Source organism: Pseudomonas frederiksbergensis (assembly GCF_003732705.1).
Taxonomy (GTDB): domain Bacteria; phylum Pseudomonadota; class Gammaproteobacteria; order Pseudomonadales; family Pseudomonadaceae; genus Aquipseudomonas; species Aquipseudomonas frederiksbergensis_F.
This window is the reverse complement of the sequence record NZ_MOBR01000008.1, coordinates 65,948-81,070: the sequence shown is the minus strand read 5'-3', so window position 1 is coordinate 81,070 and position 15,123 is coordinate 65,948. Positions and strand designations below refer to the sequence as shown.

14 protein-coding genes are annotated in these 15,123 nt (G+C 59.3%); 12 read left to right on the top strand and 2 right to left on the bottom strand.

Going from position 1 to position 15,123, the window contains the following annotated elements; all coding sequences use genetic code 11:
* Positions 1-61 precede the first annotated feature (61 nt).
* The 9 genes from argA to BK667_RS09410 all read left to right on the top strand — a co-directional run bounded on the left by argA (position 62) and on the right by BK667_RS09410 (position 9,309).
* A complete protein-coding gene (argA, locus tag BK667_RS09455) occupies positions 62-1,360 on the top strand; it encodes an amino-acid N-acetyltransferase (RefSeq protein ID WP_092276518.1) in 1,299 nt (432 codons plus the stop codon).
* A gap of 598 nt (positions 1,361-1,958) precedes the next feature.
* Positions 1,959-3,332: an OprD family porin gene (locus BK667_RS09445; protein ID WP_123509750.1), complete on the top strand. Its 1,374-nt coding sequence runs from the start codon at positions 1,959-1,961 to the stop codon at positions 3,330-3,332.
* 299 nt (positions 3,333-3,631) lie between these two features.
* Positions 3,632-4,270, top strand: a complete 639-nt coding sequence (locus BK667_RS09440) for a peroxiredoxin (RefSeq protein ID WP_123597450.1) — start codon at positions 3,632-3,634, stop codon at positions 4,268-4,270.
* Between the two features lie 293 nt (positions 4,271-4,563).
* Positions 4,564-5,157, top strand: a complete 594-nt coding sequence (ssuE, locus tag BK667_RS09435; RefSeq protein WP_123509752.1) for an NADPH-dependent FMN reductase — start codon at positions 4,564-4,566, stop codon at positions 5,155-5,157.
* Positions 5,158-5,258: 101 nt separating this feature from the next.
* Positions 5,259-6,224, top strand: a complete 966-nt coding sequence (locus BK667_RS09430; protein WP_123509753.1) for a sulfonate ABC transporter substrate-binding protein — start codon at positions 5,259-5,261, stop codon at positions 6,222-6,224.
* Positions 6,225-6,249: 25 nt separating this feature from the next.
* The gene (gene ssuD, locus BK667_RS09425; protein ID WP_054044581.1) at positions 6,250-7,398 is read left to right on the top strand and encodes an FMNH2-dependent alkanesulfonate monooxygenase; all 1,149 of its coding nucleotides are present in this window, start codon (positions 6,250-6,252) and stop codon (positions 7,396-7,398) included.
* A 9-nt stretch (positions 7,399-7,407) separates the two neighbouring features.
* Complete coding sequence (gene ssuC / locus BK667_RS09420) at positions 7,408-8,190, top strand: aliphatic sulfonate ABC transporter permease SsuC (protein ID WP_123597449.1); 783 nt, start codon at positions 7,408-7,410, stop codon at positions 8,188-8,190.
* Positions 8,187-8,993: an aliphatic sulfonates ABC transporter ATP-binding protein gene (gene ssuB, locus BK667_RS09415; protein ID WP_123597448.1), complete on the top strand. Its 807-nt coding sequence runs from the start codon at positions 8,187-8,189 to the stop codon at positions 8,991-8,993. The genes ssuC and ssuB overlap by 4 nt, the downstream gene beginning before the upstream one ends.
* 100 nt (positions 8,994-9,093) lie before the next feature.
* The gene (locus tag BK667_RS09410; protein WP_003229256.1) at positions 9,094-9,309 is read left to right on the top strand and encodes a TOBE domain-containing protein; all 216 of its coding nucleotides are present in this window, start codon (positions 9,094-9,096) and stop codon (positions 9,307-9,309) included.
* A 125-nt stretch (positions 9,310-9,434) separates the two neighbouring features.
* Here the strand turns inward: BK667_RS09410 and BK667_RS09405 are convergent, their stop codons facing one another.
* Together BK667_RS09405 and BK667_RS09400 are read right to left on the bottom strand one after the other, a co-directional pair.
* Positions 9,435-10,067, bottom strand: a complete 633-nt coding sequence (locus BK667_RS09405) for a TetR/AcrR family transcriptional regulator (protein WP_123509756.1) — start codon at positions 10,065-10,067, stop codon at positions 9,435-9,437.
* 200 nt (positions 10,068-10,267) lie between these two features.
* Positions 10,268-11,644, bottom strand: a complete 1,377-nt coding sequence (locus BK667_RS09400) for a glutamine synthetase family protein (RefSeq protein ID WP_123404014.1) — start codon at positions 11,642-11,644, stop codon at positions 10,268-10,270.
* 278 nt (positions 11,645-11,922) lie between these two features.
* Between BK667_RS09400 and BK667_RS09395 the strand changes: the two genes are divergently transcribed.
* From BK667_RS09395 to BK667_RS09385, 3 genes are read left to right on the top strand one after another with little or no spacing between them, the layout of a single operon-like run.
* Positions 11,923-12,303, top strand: a complete 381-nt coding sequence (locus BK667_RS09395) for a glutamine amidotransferase (RefSeq protein WP_123509757.1) — start codon at positions 11,923-11,925, stop codon at positions 12,301-12,303.
* Positions 12,304-12,339: 36 nt separating this feature from the next.
* Positions 12,340-13,698: a glutamine synthetase family protein gene (locus BK667_RS09390; protein ID WP_123509758.1), complete on the top strand. Its 1,359-nt coding sequence runs from the start codon at positions 12,340-12,342 to the stop codon at positions 13,696-13,698.
* A 58-nt stretch (positions 13,699-13,756) separates the two neighbouring features.
* Positions 13,757-15,121 carry an aspartate aminotransferase family protein gene (locus tag BK667_RS09385; protein ID WP_123597447.1) on the top strand — a complete coding sequence of 455 codons (1,365 nt, stop codon included), beginning with the start codon at positions 13,757-13,759 and terminating at the stop codon, positions 15,119-15,121.
* Positions 15,122-15,123: the final 2 nt, after the last annotated feature.

Sequence of the window (15,123 nt, the reverse complement as noted above, 5' to 3'; positions counted from 1 at the left end):
CCCGTTGTGCGTTTTTTGCTTCGCCCATTTTTTGGCTGCTATTTATTACAGGCCCAGGTTCATGCCCGAATACGTTAATTGGCTTCGTCACGCTTCTCCTTATATCAATGCCCACCGCGATTGCACGTTCGTCGTCATGCTGCCCGGCGACGGGGTGGAGCATCCGAACTTCGGCAATATCGTCCACGACCTGGTGCTGTTGCACAGCCTCGGTGTGCGACTGGTGTTGGTCCACGGTTCCCGTCCGCAAATTGAAACCCGCCTGGCCGCACGCGGCCTGATTCCGCATTACCACCACGGCATGCGCATCACCGATGCCGCGACCCTGGAGTGCGTGATCGATGCCGTTGGCCAATTGCGTATCGCTATCGAGGCGCGGCTGTCCATGGACATGGCGTCGTCGCCAATGCAAGGCTCGCGCTTGCGGGTGGCCAGCGGCAACCTGGTGACGGCACGGCCGATCGGCGTGCTCGAAGGCGTCGACTATCACCACACCGGCGAAGTGCGCCGGGTTGATCGCAAGGGCATCAATCGCTTGCTGGACGAGCGCTCCATCGTTTTGCTGTCGCCGCTGGGCTACTCGCCGACCGGTGAAATCTTCAACCTCGCTTGCGAAGACGTCGCCACCCGCGCGGCCATCGACCTGGGCGCGGATAAATTGCTGCTGTTCGGCGCCGACCTGGGCCTGATCGACGAAAACGGTCGTCTGGTGCGCGAGTTGCGTCCGCAACAAGTGCCGGCGCATCTGCAACGCCTGGGCAACAACTATCAGGGCGAGCTGCTGGATGCGGCGGCTGAAGCCTGTCGCGGCGGCGTGGCGCGCAGCCATATCGTCAGCTACGCCGAAGACGGTGCGCTGCTGACCGAACTGTTCACCCGTGACGGTGGCGGTACGCTGGTGGCCCAGGAGCAATTCGAGCTGGTGCGCGAAGCGGCGATTGAAGACGTTGGCGGTTTGCTGGATTTGATCAGCCCGCTGGAAGAGCAGGGGATTCTGGTTCGCCGTTCCCGGGAAGTGCTGGAGCGCGAAATCGAGCAGTTCAGCGTGGTCGAGCGCGAAGGCATGATCATTGCCTGCGCGGCGCTGTATCAGATTGCCGATTCGGATGCCGGGGAGCTGGCCTGCCTGGCGGTGAACCCGGAATATCGCCATGGCGGACGCGGCGATGAATTGCTGGAAAGGATCGAAACCCGTGCCCGGGCCCAGGGGCTTAAAACCCTGTTCGTGCTCACCACCCGCACCGCGCACTGGTTCCGTGAGCGCGGTTTCGAGCCAAGCAGCGTCGAGCGCCTGCCGTCGGCGCGGGCGTCGCTGTACAACTATCAGCGTAATTCGAAGATCTTCGAAAAAACCCTGTAATCGCATCGCCACCCTCCTGTAGGAGCGAGGCTTGCCCGCGAAGGCGTCGTCACAGCCACTATTGATTTTGGACGTGACGGTCTCTTCGCGGGCAAGCCTTGCTCCTACGGGAATTGGCCGTCCCGCTCATTCAGTTATCAGCCACATTGAGGCCGCCCGACTGCGCGCCTGAAAAAATAAAACCGATATACAAACTGTAACAATTTGACTGGATAGTGCGCGTTTGGCCATCATGGCGTCGCCTTTTCGATAGGGAATGACGTTTGGAATATGCGTCAGCGCTATTCGATCTAAAAAAAGGCTAACAAAGACTATTTAGTAATGAGCTCATGGGCCGATACCTGATATCCCGGTGCGGTTTTGCGGTGATGGGCTATATTCCATTGCGGTATGAAAAAGAATGAAATAATTCTTTTTGGGTTTATGAGTAATTCATTACCCTGCAGGGACCAAATCACGGTGATTAGACCTTGGTCGTAGACACACAAGGTTACGATTGACTTGTCAGTCACGGTCTGGCGCTAATCGCGCATCTTAGGATCCAGGGCATTCGACCCGGGACCAGGAACACAAGAATTAGAAACGAGAGGAGCGAAACATGAATAAGTCCACCTTGGCCCTGGCTGTGGCCGTAGGGGTTTTGGCGCAGCAGGCAGGCGCCGCGGGGTTCATCGAAGACAGCAAGGCTACCTTGGGTCTGCGTAACTTCTACATCAACACCGATAACCGCGACAGCGCTGCTGGCACCACTGCCAACAAGAACGCTGGCGTTCAAAGCAAGAACGAAGAATGGGGCCAAGGCTTTGACCTGCGCTTCATCTCCGGCTACACCCAAGGCACCGTCGGCTTCGGTATCGATGCCATCGGCCTGTTGGGCATCAAGCTGGATTCGGGCGGCGGCACCAACGGCGCTACCGCTACTTCGTACGGCGGCACGGTTTTCCCAAGCAAGTCCAACGGCGAAGCGGTTGATAACTTCTCCAGCCTGGGCCTGACTGCCAAAGCCAAGATCTCCCAGACCGAACTGAAGCTGGGTACTCTGCAGCCAAAGAACCCGGTTATCGTGACCAACGACGGTCGTCTGTTGCCACAAACCTGGCAGGGTGGCCAGATCACTTCCGGCGACATCAAAGACCTGACGCTGGTTGGCGGTCAGATCGAAGCCGTGAAAGGTCGTAACTCCAGCAACACTGAGCAACTGTCGATTGGCGGCGCGAACAGCCCGACCATCAGCGGTCGCGACAGCAACAAGTTCATCTACGGCGGCGGTGACTACAAAATCACCAAAGACCTGACTGCCCAGTACTACTACGGCAACCTGGAAGATTTCTACAAGCAACACTTCCTGGGTCTGGTTCACAACTGGGCAATCGGCCCGGGCGTGCTGAAGTCTGACTTGCGTTACTTCAACAGCCGTGACGACGGTGCCAACGGCAACACCCCTGCTTACTACAGCAGCGGTAACTACTCGGGCGCTGCAAGCGGTCGCGGTAAAGTCGACAACAACCTGTACAGCGGCCTGTTCCTGTACTCGGTGGCCGGTCACACCTTCGGTGGCGGTTACCAGGTCAGCAACGGTAGCAGCGACTTCCCTTGGTTGAACCAGGGCGACGGTTCGTCGAACTACACCATCACCGACATGCAAATCCAGAAGTTCGGCCGTGCCGGCGAGAAAACCTGGCAAGCACGCTACTCGTATGACTTCGCCAAGGTTGGCCTGCCAGGCGCAACCGCCGGCATCGTTTACCTGCGTGGCGACAACATCGACACCGTTACTGCCGGTGGTGGTGTTTCGGGCAGTGGCCGTTCCGAGTGGGAACGCGACCTGACCCTGGCTTACGTTGTGCCAGAAGGTCCGCTGAAAAACCTGGGCTTCATGTGGAAAAACGCCATGTGGCGTAACGACATCCCAGGCCAACGCGACCAGGACGAAAACCGTCTGATCGTCAGCTACTCGATCCCGCTGTTGTAATCAGCGCGCTCCAGTAAGCCTGCGGTAAAAAAAGCCCCGCCCGGCACCTCGCCGGGCGGGGCTTTTGCATTTTCAGAGCGGAGTCACCCCCGTAATCCCGCCCTGAAAATTCCCTCTTTTGCAGCTACTCAAGGCCTTCTCGAACCTTGTGGGCGATGTTGGTCGCGATGGCCGTGCAGGTCCAGTGAACAGATGTTTAATATTCACTTATGATCTAAATAAATCGATATTTATTCTTTTTAATTCATTCGGAATGCAGGCACAGTTGAGCTCAACAAGCACTCACCAGGAGCAGCACCATGAGCCTCAGACTTGGCGATATCGCCCCCGATTTCGAACAGGATTCCAGCGCTGGCACCATCCGTTTCCACGAATGGCTGGGCGATAGCTGGGGCGTGCTGTTTTCCCATCCGGCGGACTTCACACCGGTGTGCACCACCGAACTGGGCTTCACCGCCAAGCTCAAGGATGAATTTGCCCAGCGCGGCGTCAAGGCCATTGCCCTTTCGGTTGACCCGGTGGACTCGCACCACAAGTGGATCGAGGACATCAACGAAACCCAGAACACCCTCGTCAACTTCCCGATCCTGGCCGACGCTGATCGCAAGGTTTCGGACCTGTACGATCTGATCCACCCGAACGCCAACGACACCCTGACGGTGCGCTCGCTGTTCGTGATCGACCCGAACAAGAAGGTTCGGCTGACCATCACCTACCCGGCCAGCACCGGGCGCAACTTCCATGAAATCCTGCGGGTGATCGACTCGCTGCAACTCACCGACAACTACAAAGTCGCCACCCCGGCCAATTGGCAGGACGGTGATGAAGTGGTGATCGTGCCGTCGCTCAAGGACGAAGACGAAATCAAGAAATGCTTTCCCAAGGGCTATCGCGCGGTGAAGCCGTACCTGCGCCTGACGCCGCAGCCGAATCGTTAATGATCGTTCCCACGCTCTGGTGGGAACGCCGCCCGTGACGCTCCGCGTCACTTTGGACGCGGAGCGTCCATGGATGCATTCCCACGCGGAGCGTGGGAACGATCAGCAGGGGATTTTCAGGCCGTTTTGACGGCCTATTTTTTTGCCTGGGATAAAGGATTCTGCATAGACCTAAAAAGAATAACCAAATGAATAAATATGATTTATGGATATATAAATCACCTGTTAAGGTCTTTCCATCTCAGCGAGATCGCGCACTGCGAATCGCCAACACCGCTCAAGGAATCGTCTGAATGCTGGTCGTCTCACTCGGTGGCAGCCCCAGCCAACGCTCTCGTTCCGGGGTGCTGCTGGAGCGTTCGCAACGCTGGTTGCAGGAACAAGGGGTGGAAGTGGTGAGTTATCAGGTACGGGACTTCCCGGCCGAAGACTTGCTGCACGCACGGTTCGACAGCCCGAAGGTGATCGACCTGTTGCAACAGATTGAAAACGCCGATGGCCTGCTGATCGCCACGCCGGTCTACAAGGCGTCGTTCTCCGGCGCACTGAAAACCGTACTGGACCTACTGCCCGAACGCGCCTTGGCCCACAAAGTTGTTCTGCCAATGGCTACCGGCGGCAGCATCGCCCACATGCTGGCGGTGGATTACGCGCTTAAGCCGGTGCTGTCGGCATTGAAAGCCCAGGAAATGCTCCACGGGATTTTCGCCGTGGACAGCCAGATTGCCTACGGCGAAGGCAGTGCCCAGGCGCAGTTGGCGCCGGAGCTGGAACAACGACTGAATGAATCCCTGGAGCTGTTTTTCAGCGCCATGGCGCGACGGCCCAAGCCGCTCGACCCGCACCTGTTGAACGAACGTTTGTTGAGTGCTCGCTGGAGCATTTGACCCTGCACTTAAGCCACACCTGAATTTGAAGTACTCACCTTACTCAGCCGCCAACGGCCAAGCAGGTGCAGCCAAAACCCAACAGCAAATAGGAGAGCGCTATGCGCACTGTCATTTTGCGTCGTGGTCTGGTCGCTCTGTTTGCTGCGGCTGTGTCCTTCGGCGTTATTTCTCAAGCACAAGCCGAGACCTTGCGAATCGGCTATCAGAAGTACGGCACCCTGGTGCTGCTCAAAGCCAAGGGTACTTTGGAAAAACGCCTCGCCGCCCAAGGCGTGGACGTGCAATGGACTGAATTCCCCGGCGGCCCGCAACTGCTGGAAGGCCTGAACGTCGGGTCCATCGACTTCGGTGTCACCGGCGAAACGCCGCCGGTATTCGCTCAAGCCGCCGGCGCCGATCTGCTCTACGTCGCCTACGAGCCGCCAGCGCCCCACAGTGAAGCGATCCTGGTGCCGAAGGATTCGCCGATCAAATCCGTTGCCGACCTCAAGGGCAAGAAAGTCGTCCTGAACAAAGGCTCTAACGTTCACTACTTGCTGGTCCGTGCACTCGAAGATGCCGGCCTCAAGTACACCGACATCCAGACCGTATTCCTGCCACCCGCCGATGCCCGCGCCGCGTTCGAACGTGGCAGTGTCGATGCCTGGGTGATCTGGGACCCGTACCAGGCTGCCGCCGAACAGCAACTGCAAGCACGCACCCTGCGTGATGGCCAAGGCATCGTCGACAACCATCAGTTCTACCTGGCGACCAAACCGTACGCACAGAAAAACCCCGAGGTGATCAAGACCCTCGTCGAAGAAGTGCGCGCCGTCGGCGAATGGTCCAAAGCCAACCCTGAAGACGTGACTAAACAGGTTTCGCCGCTGCTCGGCCTGCCGGCCGACATCACCCTGACCTCGGTCAAACGCCAGGGCTACGGCGCGCTGTTCCTCACGCCTGAAGTGGTCGCCGCACAACAGAAAATCGCCGACAGCTTCTACCAGCTCAAGCTGATCCCGAAACAGTTGAGCATCAAAGACGTGATCTGGACGCCACCGGCGGCCGTTGCCAAAGCGCAGTAATTCGAATTCCTAAGGAGACCACTCCATGAGCCTCAATATTTTCTGGTTCCTGCCTACCCACGGCGACGGCCATTACCTTGGCACCGCCGAAGGCGCTCGCGCCGTTGACCACGGTTATTTGCAACAGATTGCCCAGGCAGCGGATCGCCTGGGCTTCGGCGGGGTGTTGATCCCCACCGGTCGCTCCTGTGAAGACTCGTGGCTGGTGGCCGCGTCGCTGATCCCGGTGACCCAGCGTTTGAAATTCCTCGTTGCCCTGCGCCCCGGGATCATTTCCCCGACGGTCGCGGCGCGCCAGGCCGCGACGCTGGATCGGTTGTCCGGCGGCCGCGCGTTGTTCAACCTGGTCACCGGCGGTGATCCAGATGAATTGGCCGGCGACGGTCTGTTCCTCAGCCACGAAGAGCGCTATCAAGCCTCGGTGGAATTCACCCGCATCTGGCGCCGGGTGCTGGAAGGCGAAACCGTCGATTACGACGGCCAGCACATCAGCGTGAAGGGTGCCAAGTTGCTCTATCCGCCGATCCAGCAACCGCGTCCGCCGCTGTACTTCGGCGGCTCGTCGGAAGCGGCTCAAGACTTGGCGGCGGAACAAGTGGAGATGGTCCTGACCTGGGGTGAACCGCCAGCGGCAGTGGCCGAGAAGATTGCACAAGTACGGGCCAAAGCCGCGAAGCTCGGTCGCACCGTACGCTTCGGTATTCGCCTGCATGTGATCGTGCGTGAAACCAACGAGGAAGCCTGGGCCGCGGCGGATCGCCTGATTTCCCATGTCGATGACGAAACCATCGCCCGGGCTCAGGCTTCGCTGTCGCGTTTCGATTCGGTCGGCCAGCAACGTATGGCGGCGCTGCATGGCGGCAGCCGCGATAACCTGGAAGTCAGCCCTAATCTGTGGGCCGGTGTCGGCCTGGTACGCGGTGGCGCCGGTACAGCGCTGGTGGGCGACGGTCCGACCGTGGCCGCACGCATGAAGGAATACGCCGACCTGGGCATCGACACGTTCATCTTCTCCGGTTATCCACACTTGGAAGAGGCCTACCGCGTCGCCGAGTTGCTGTTCCCGCACATCGACGTGCAGCGCCCGGAACAGCCACAAGGTGCCAACTTCGTCAGCCCGTTCGGTGAGATGGTGGCCAACGACATTCTTCCCAAAGCCGCGTCCCAGAGCTGAGGCGCCGCCATGAAGAGAATTATCCACAACCTCGCGCCCTGGGCGTTGCCGGTGTTGCTGCTGGCGGTGTGGCAGTTATCGGTGTCGGCGGGCTGGTTGTCGACGCGGATTCTGCCGGCACCGATTGCGGTGATCGAAGCCGGCGTGAGCCTGGTACGCAGCGGCGAAATCTGGACCCACCTGGCGATCAGCGGCTGGCGCGCGGCGCTTGGTTTTTCCATCGGTGGCGGCATTGGTCTGGCGTTGGGTTTCATCACCGGCCTGTCGAAATGGGGCGAACGCCTGCTCGACAGTTCGGTGCAGATGATCCGCAACGTGCCGCATTTGGCGCTGATTCCGCTGGTGATCTTGTGGTTCGGGATCGATGAGTCGGCGAAGATTTTCCTTGTGGCGTTGGGCACGTTGTTCCCGATCTACCTCAACACCTATCACGGTATCCGCAACGTCGATCCGGCGTTGGTGGAGATGGCGCGCAGTTATGGCTTGAGCGGTTTCAGCCTGTTCCGTCAGGTGATTTTGCCGGGGGCATTGCCTTCGATTCTGGTCGGTGTGCGTTTCGCCCTGGGCTTTATGTGGCTGACGCTGATCGTGGCAGAAACCATTTCCGCCAGTTCCGGCATTGGCTACCTGGCGATGAATGCCCGGGAGTTCTTGCAGACTGACGTGGTGGTGCTGGCGATTCTGTTGTACGCGGTGCTCGGCAAACTGGCCGACCTCGCGGCCCGTGGACTTGAACGCGTTTGGTTGCGCTGGCATCCGGCCTATCAAGTTGCCAAGGGAGGTGCCGTATGACCGCTCAACAACCTCCACGCCTGCTGCGCGGGATTCCGCTGGCGGTGCGCAAGCTGCAAAAGACCTTTGGTTCGCGGCAAGTGCTGCGCGAGGTCGACCTGCATATTCCGGCCGGGCAATTTGTCGCCGTGGTCGGGCGCAGTGGCTGTGGCAAAAGCACTTTGCTGCGCTTGCTCGCCGGCCTCGACAAGCCCACGGGCGGTGAATTGCTCGCCGGTTCTGCGCCACTGAGCGACGCCCGGGATGACACGCGATTGATGTTCCAGGAAGCGCGTTTGCTGCCGTGGAAAAAGGTCATCGACAACGTCGGCCTCGGGCTCAAGGGCAACTGGCGCCCTCAAGCGTTGGAAGCGCTGGAGTCGGTAGGCCTGGCGGATCGCGCCAATGAGTGGCCAGCCGCGCTGTCCGGTGGGCAGAAGCAGCGTGTGGCCCTGGCTCGCGCGCTGATCCATCAACCGCGCTTGCTGCTGCTGGACGAGCCTTTGGGCGCCCTGGATGCCCTGACCCGAATTGAAATGCAGCAGCTGATCGAACGGCTCTGGCAAAAGCACGGCTTCACCGTGTTGCTGGTGACCCACGACGTCAGCGAAGCGGTGGCGATTGCCGATCGGGTGATCCTGATCGAAGACGGCGAAGTCGGCCTCGACCTGCACGTGGAACTGCCGCGCCCTCGGGTGCGCGGCTCCCATCGGCTGGCGGCGTTGGAAACCGAAGTCCTCAATCGCGTGCTGTCACTGCCCGGCGAACCGCCGGAACCGGAACCTGTTTCACCATTGCCTACGCAACTGCGTTGGGCGCAATAGAAGCAGCGGTGAGTTGCAAGCTGCAAGAAGAAGCAGAGCGCTTTTACTTGCAGCTTGTAGCTTGCGACTAGCCGCTCATTTCGACTCGAGGAGAAATCGCATGACTATCAAAGCCATCAACGTTCGTAACCAGTTCAAAGGCTCGATCAAGGAAATCGTACTGGGTGACGTGCTGTCGGAAATCGACGTTCAGACCGCTTCCGGCATCGTCACTTCGGTGATCACCACACGCTCGGTGAAAGAGCTGGAACTGGTGGTCGGCAGCGAAGTGATCGCCTTCGTGAAATCCACTGAAGTGTCGATCGCCAAGTTGTAAGCAACGCCGAAAGGTAAGCGCCGATCGTTCCCACGCTCTGCGTGGGAATGAAGCCCGGGACGCTCCGCGTCCCATTGGAACGCAGAGCGTCCCTAGAGGCATTCCCACGCGGAGCGTGGGAACGATCAGAGAGTGCGTTTGGGCAGATACGGCGGCAGGTAAAGCCCCAGATACGCATCGAACACTCGCATCCCTTCCTCAGCCATGCGCGGGGTGATCTGCCCATGTTGCTGCACCGAGCGCGCATAGACGCGGTCGCCCAACTCCATGGCCAACGCAAACACATCGACGTCCATCGGCAGCCTCGGCAGTTCGAAGTGATGGTCGAACAACGTGTGCATCAGATCGCCCAGCTCGAGGTCGTGTTGACGGTCGGCCTGGGTGACTTCGGTCAGGCCGTGTTGCGCGAGGATCAACTGGCGGGCGGCGGCGTCTTCGTCGTAGATATCGAGCATACGTTGCTCGACCAGCCGCGACAGGTCGCGCCAGTCATGCAGCGCGTCGTGATCAATCGGTTCTTGCAGGCAGGCGCGGAACGCGGCGTGGACATCGGCCGTCAGCCCTTCGAGTAGCGCCGGGACGCTGGCGAAGAAGTGGTAGACCGACGACGGCGGGATCTCTGCGCGCTCGGCGACGCTGTAGATCGACAGGCTGGCCACGCCCTCGGCGGCCAGCAGCGTGCGGGCGGCATCGAGGATCGAATCGATCCGCGCCTGACTGCGTGCGCGGGGTTTGCGGATAGGGGCGGGGCGGGTCATTGGCGTCTCCTGCGGGGCAGCGGGCATTGTACGAGCAGGGTTTGATGTTGTCTTGTCGGACGCCTTCGCGGGCAAGCCTCGCTCCTACAGGTCTCGTGTTGCAATCTGTAGGAGCGAGGCTTGCCCGCGAACCGCCGCAGGCGGCCATAAAAAAACGCCGCAAGCGGTGAAGCCTGCGGCGTTTTTTTTACTGCAACCACTTAAACGGTATGCAGGTACCAGTTGTACTCAAGGTCGGAGATGGAGTGTTCGAACTCCTCCAGCTCACTTTCCTTGCAGGCCACGAAGATATCGATGTATTTCGGATCGATGTACTTGGCCATGACTTCGCTGTCGTCCAGCTCACGCAATGCATCGCGCAGGTTGTTCGGCAGGCTTTGCTCGTTCTGCTCGTAGGAGTTGCCTTCCACGGGCGCGCCCGGCTCGATCTTGTTGGTCAGGCCGTGGTGCACGCCTGCCAGGACCGAAGCCATCAGCAGGTACGGGTTGGCATCGGCACCGGCAACCCGGTGTTCGATACGCACGGCATCAGAAGAACCGGTCGGGACGCGAATCGCCACGGTGCGGTTATCCAGGCCCCAGCACGGCGAGTTCGGCACGTAGAACTGTGCGCCGAAACGACGGTACGAGTTGACGTTCGGGCAGAGGAAAGCCATCTGCGCCGGTAGGGTCTCGAGCACACCGCCGATCGCGTGACGCAGTGCGGCGTTCTGCTCGGGATCCTCACTGGCAAAAATATTCTTGCCGTCTCGGTCGAGAATCGAAATGTGGACGTGCAGACCATTACCCGCCTGGCCTGGGTAAGGCTTGGCCATGAAGGTGGTGTCCATTTCATGGTCGTAGGCGATGTTCTTGATCAGGCGCTTGAGCAGGACTGCATAGTCGCAAGCCTTGATCGGATCGGCCACGTGGTGCAGGTTCACTTCGAACTGCGCCGGGGCACTTTCCTTGACGATGGCGTCGGCCGGGATGCCTTGCTCTTTCGCACCTTCCAGAATGTCCTGGAGGCAGTCGACGTATTCGTCGAGGTCGTCGATCAGGTAGACCTGAGTCGAATGCGGGCGTTTGCCGGAGATCGGCGAGCGCGGCGGTTGCGGTCGGCCGTTCACGTTCTCCTGGTCGATCAGGTAGAACTCCAGTTCGAACGCGGCACAGATCGTCAGACCCATGTCATCGAACTTGGTCACAACCTGGCGCAGCACTTCACGGGGATCCGCGAAGAAAGGTTCACCTTCGATTTCGTGCATGGTCATTAACAGTTGCGCGGTAGGGCGCTTTTGCCAAGGCTCATTGCACAGGGTGTCAGGGATTGGATAGCAGATTCGGTCAGCATCGCCGATGTCCAGGCCCAGGCCGGTGCTTTCCACCGTCGAGCCATTGATATCCAGAGCAAATAGAGAGGCCGGCAGGTTGATGCCTTTCTCGTAAACCTTGTGGAGGCTGGTGCGTTCAATGCGCTTGCCGCGCACCACACCATTCATATCCGCAATCAGAAGGTCAACGTACAGAACCTCAGGATGTTCCTTAAGGAACGCGTTCGCTTCGTTAAGCTGAACGGCACGCGGGGGTACCGACATGATGCAACACCTTTGTTGTTAAAAATATCAATCATTGATCTCTTCGGGTTTCAGTCAACCCGAACGGCATGCCGAAGTCAAGCGAGGCCTTTTTTGCCCTAAAAAAGCGCTCACAAGGCTTTTTTGAGGCAGTTTGGGGCGTTTTTATGCCTTTGAGCGCTTTGTCGCCCGCGGGCTTGAGCGGGCCGTGTTGTATTTTTTACGGGGGTGTTGTGTAAAAAAATGAACAAGGCTAAGCTCGATTCAAACCCATAACAGCAATAATACCGGGGTGCTTCATGTCTCGCCTGCCGTTAATCGGCGTCGCCGTCTGCTCTGGGCAGATCGGTCTGCATGCTTATCACATCAGTGGCGATCGTTGCGTTCACACCAAGGCCTTCATTGCCAATGGCGTGCCGTCGACTCTTCCTTCCCCGGTGGCCTCGCTGGCCCCGTCCGATATTCTGGACGGTCCGCACGACATTCTCTTTACCGACCTTACTCCCAATATAGAACCGTTTCTCTTCAGCGGCCCGACCAATGCGTCAGGCCCTGCTCATGATTCTGCACGCCCGACTACGCTCTCCCTGCCCCACGCCATGGTCGCGGCGAGTGTTTGTGCGCGGCCCTTGCAGTGGCAATCTGTAACACGCGACGCCGACGCGTCAAACAACGCCTGACTTATAAGAGTCAGGAAACTCAGCCCAGAGGCATTTATGAGTAACAACCTCGACCAGCTCACCGATTGGTTGAAAGACCACAAGATCACAGAAGTCGAATGCATGATCGCCGACTTGACCGGGATCACCCGGGGCAAGATTTCGCCGACCAACAAGTTCATTGCCGAAAAAGGCATGCGCCTGCCCGAGAGCGTTCTATTGCAGACCGTGACCGGCGACTATGTCGAAGACGACATCTATTACGAACTGCTCGACCCGGCCGACATCGACATGATCTGCCGCCCCGACCAGAACGCGGTGTTTCTGGTGCCTTGGTCCATCGAGCCCACCGCTCAGGTGATCCACGACACCTACGACAAGCAAGGCAACCCAATCGAGCTGTCGCCGCGCAACGTATTGAAGAAGGTGTTGAAACTCTATGCCGACCGTGGCTGGCAGCCGATCGTAGCGCCGGAAATGGAGTTTTACCTGACCAAGCGCTGCGAGGACCCGGACTTCCCGCTGCAACCGCCGATTGGCCGTTCCGGTCGCCCGGAAACCGGTCGCCAGTCGTTCTCCATTGAAGCAGCGAACGAATTCGACCCGTTGTTCGAAGACGTCTACGACTGGTGCGAACTGCAGGAGCTGGACCTCGACACGCTGATCCACGAGGACGGCACGGCGCAGATGGAAATCAACTTCCGTCACGGTGATGCCCTGTCCCTGGCCGACCAGATCCTGGTGTTCAAGCGCACCATGCGCGAAGCCGCGCTCAAGCACGACGTGGCGGCGACCTTCATGGCCAAGCCCATGACCGGCGAGCCGGGCAGCGCGATGCACTTGCACCAGAGCATCATCGACATCGAAACCGGCAAGAACGTCTTCTCCAATGAAGACGGAACCATGAGCCAGTTGTTCCTGCACCACATCGGTGGCCTGCAAAAACTGATTCCGGAATTGCTGCCGCTGTTCGCGCCCAACGTCAACTCGTTCCGCCGCTTCCTGCCGGACACCTCGGCACCGGTAAACGTGGAGTGGGGCGAAGAGAACCGCACCGTGGGCCTGCGCGTACCGGATGCCGGGCCGCAAAACCGTCGGGTGGAAAACCGCCTGCCGGGCGCCGACGCCAACCCGTACCTGGCGATTGCCGCGAGCCTGCTCTGCGGTTACATCGGCATGGTCGAAGGCTTGAACCCGAGTGCGCCGGTGGTGGGGCGTGGCTATGAACGCCGCAACCTGCGCCTGCCACTGACCATCGAGGACGCGCTGGATCGCATGGAAAACAGCGCGACTATCGAGAAATACCTGGGCAAGAAATTCATTACTGGCTACGTCGCGGTCAAGCGGGCCGAGCATGAAAACTTCAAGCGCGTGATCAGTTCGTGGGAGCGGGAATTCCTGCTCTTCGCCGTCTGATGCGCCGGGGCGCGGATGGATATTCCGCGCCTCTCACTGCAAAAACAGGAGAATTCGCATGACCAGCAACAACCCGCAAACCCGTGAATGGCAAGCCTTGAGCAGCGATCACCACTTGGCGCCGTTCAGCGATTTCAAACAGCTCAAGGAGAAAGGCCCGCGCATCATCACCAGCGCCAAGGGCGTTTATCTTTGGGACAGTGAAGGCAACAAGATCCTCGACGGCATGGCCGGCCTGTGGTGCGTAGCGATCGGTTACGGTCGCGATGAACTGGCCGACGCCGCCGCCAAACAAATGCGCGAACTGCCTTATTACAACCTGTTCTTCCAGACCGCCCACCCGCCGGTCCTGGAACTGGCAAAAGCCATTTCCGACATCGCGCCGGAAGGCATGAACCACGTGTTCTTCACCGGTTCGGGCTCGGAAGGCAATGACACCATGCTGCGTATGGTCCGCCACTATTGGGCGATCAAGGGCCAGCCGAACAAGAAAGTCATCATCAGTCGCAAGAACGGTTATCACGGTTCCACCGTGGCCGGCGCGAGCCTGGGTGGCATGACGTACATGCACGAACAAGGCGACTTGCCGATCCCGGGCATCGTCCACATCGCCCAGCCGTACTGGTTCGGTGAAGGTGGCGACATGAGCCCGGACGAGTTCGGTATCTGGGCCGCCAATCAGCTGGAAGAGAAGATTCTGGAACTCGGCGTGGACAACGTCGGTGCCTTTATTGCCGAGCCGATCCAGGGTGCCGGTGGCGTGATTGTTCCGCCCGACAGCTACTGGCCGCGCATCAAGGAAATCCTCGCCAAGTACGACATCCTGTTCGTGGCGGACGAAGTGATCTGTGGTTTTGGCCGCACCGGTGAGTGGTTCGGTAGCGATTACTACGACCTCAAGCCCGACATGATGACCATCGCCAAAGGCCTGACCTCCGGCTACATCCCGATGGGTGGGTTGATCGTGCGTGACGACGTGGTGAAGGTGCTCAACGAGGGCGGCGATTTCAACCACGGTTTCACGTATTCCGGGCACCCGGTGGCGGCTGCGGTGGCACTGGAAAACATCCGCATCCTGCGCGAAGAGAAAATTATCGAGCGCGTCCATGCCGAAACGGCACCCTATTTGCAAAAGCGTCTGAGGGAACTGAGCGATCACCCGTTGGTGGGGGAAGTGCGCGGTGTAGGCATGTTGGGAGCCATCGAACTGGTCCAGGACAAAGCCACTCGCAAACGTTACGAAGGCAAGGGCGTGGGCATGATTTGCCGCACCTTCTGCTTCGACAACGGCCTGATCATGCGTGCCGTGGGCGACACCATGATCATTTCCCCGCCACTGGTGATTACCGAGGCGGAAATCGATGAGTTGGTGACCAAGGCACGCAAGTGTCTGGACCTGACCCTGAGTGCGTTGCAGGGCTAAGT